Genomic DNA, 2,129 nt, shown 5'->3' on the forward strand with positions numbered 1-2,129 from the left:
GGCGCTAGAAACTGCCAATCTAGGAATGCCAGTCGGTGATCTTCTTACAGAACAAGGAGTCGTTGCCATTGAAACTGGGCCTTTTCTAAGAAACCTAAAAGATGTGGAGAGTATTGCCTTGGGGGTTCGCCAAGGCAACCCCGTTTACGTCAAGGATGTGGCTGCAGTCGTTGAGGGGCCGATACAAAATCGACGCTTAGTTTGGCATACGGACGTTTCTGACAAAGGCTCCGAAGATCATCCAGCAGTCACGATTTCAGTCACCAAGAAACCTGGTGAAAATGCCGTCGACGTTTCCAATCAAGTACTTAGCCAATTGCAATCCCTAAGGTCTACCCTAATACCCAAAGATATTGAGATAGCAGTCTCGCGTAATTATGGTGAAACTGCTAATGAAAAAGCTAGCAAACTCATCCAGAAACTCATTTTTGCGACATTGTCAGTAGTGGCTCTGATTTTCTTTGCATTAGGTCGTAGAGAGGCAATGATTGTTGGATCGGCGGTTGTACTTACCTTAGCCGCCACATTATTCGCCTCCTGGGCTTGGGGATTTACTATCAATAGAGTCTCCCTATTTGCCTTGATATTTTCAATTGGAATTTTGGTAGATGATGCCATTGTGGTGGTTGAAAACATTCATCGACATCAACTACTATTCCCCAATAAAAGCTTGAAAGAAATCATTCCTGGCGCAGTAGATGAAGTTGGCGGGCCAACCATTTTGGCAACACTTACCGTGATTGCTGCGCTTCTACCCATGGCCTTTATTACTGGTCTGATGGGTCCTTACATGAGCCCCATTCCTATTAACTCCAGTATGGGCATGCTGCTATCACTTGCCATTGCCTTCATGGTGACACCTTGGATGGCAAGAATTTGGCTTGCTCAACATTCAGATAGTCAAAAGGCACACTTTAATCTCGCTCTGTGGATCAGTCCAAAGTTTAAGAAAATATTTGATCCCCTGCTCAGTGATCAATCTGGAAAAAGAAATAGAAAGCTGCTCGCAGGTGGGGTGATCGGAGCAATCTTGATTTCATTCTCACTACCAATAACAGGCTTAGTAGTATTAAAGATGTTGCCATTTGATAACAAATCAGAATTCCAAGTGATCTTAGATATGCCGCCAAGTACTAGGGTAGAAAAGACCTCAGAGGTTTTAAGAGAAATGGGCGTAGCCTTATCTAAATCTCCTGAAGTAAGTAGCTACCAGATTTATGCAGGCACTTCCGCCCCGATAAACTTTAATGGCTTGGTACGCCAGTACTACTTTAGACAAAATCCAGCATTAGGCGATATTCAAGTTAACCTCGTAGATAAGCACCATCGCTCAGATCAAAGCCATCTTATTGCAAGTCGCATTCGCCCTGCATTGCAAGAGATTGCAAAAAAATATAACGCCAATGTCAAGGTGGTAGAGGTACCTCCAGGCCCCCCAGTCCTATCACCAATCGTTGCTGAGATCTATGGCCCTACCCCAGAGGGCAGACTTAGTGTGAGTAAATCAGTGAGATCTGCTCTTGAGAGAACCGATGGAGTTGTCGACATTGATGACAGCAGCATCGCTAAATCACCAAAGCAGTTCCTGTTAGTTGATCGTCGCAAGGCAAGCTTAATGGGTGTTTCTCAACAAGCGATTGTGACAACCTTAAGGGCTGGACTTGCTGGGGAAAATGTTGCTTATATACATGATGAATCAAAATATCCTGCGCCTACTGAAATCAGACTCCCAGAAAATAAACAGGACTCATTAAAAGAGTTGCTTAAATTGACTGTCAGAAACTCACAGCGGGAGGCAGTGCCTCTTAGCCAATTAGTATCTATCGTAGACGCAGACCGAGAGCAAATCATCTATCGCAAGGATCTTTTGCCGGTAAGCTATGTTATCGGAGATTCCGCCGGAAAAGTGGATAGCCCTTTGTATGGCTTATTTAAGGCCAGATCACTAACCAAGGAAATTAGAGATCCAAACGGCAAAGAAGTGGAAGAATTCTTTACTGCTGCTCCAAGTGACCCATACCAAAGCTATGCCATCAAGTGGGATGGTGAATGGCAAGTTACTTATGAGACCTTCCGTGATATGGGCGCTGCTTATGCAGTTGGCTTAATACTCATTTATCTACTAGTTG

Annotated in this window: 1 protein-coding gene; it reads left to right on the plus strand. The window is 44.2% G+C overall.

Annotation, left to right across the window (positions count from 1 at the left end; translation table 11 throughout):
* The coding region (locus tag B7Y67_RS16000) for an efflux RND transporter permease subunit (RefSeq protein WP_293599481.1) at positions 1–2,129 on the plus strand (2,129 nt) is incomplete at both ends.

This window comes from Polynucleobacter sp. 35-46-11 (genome assembly GCF_002281105.1).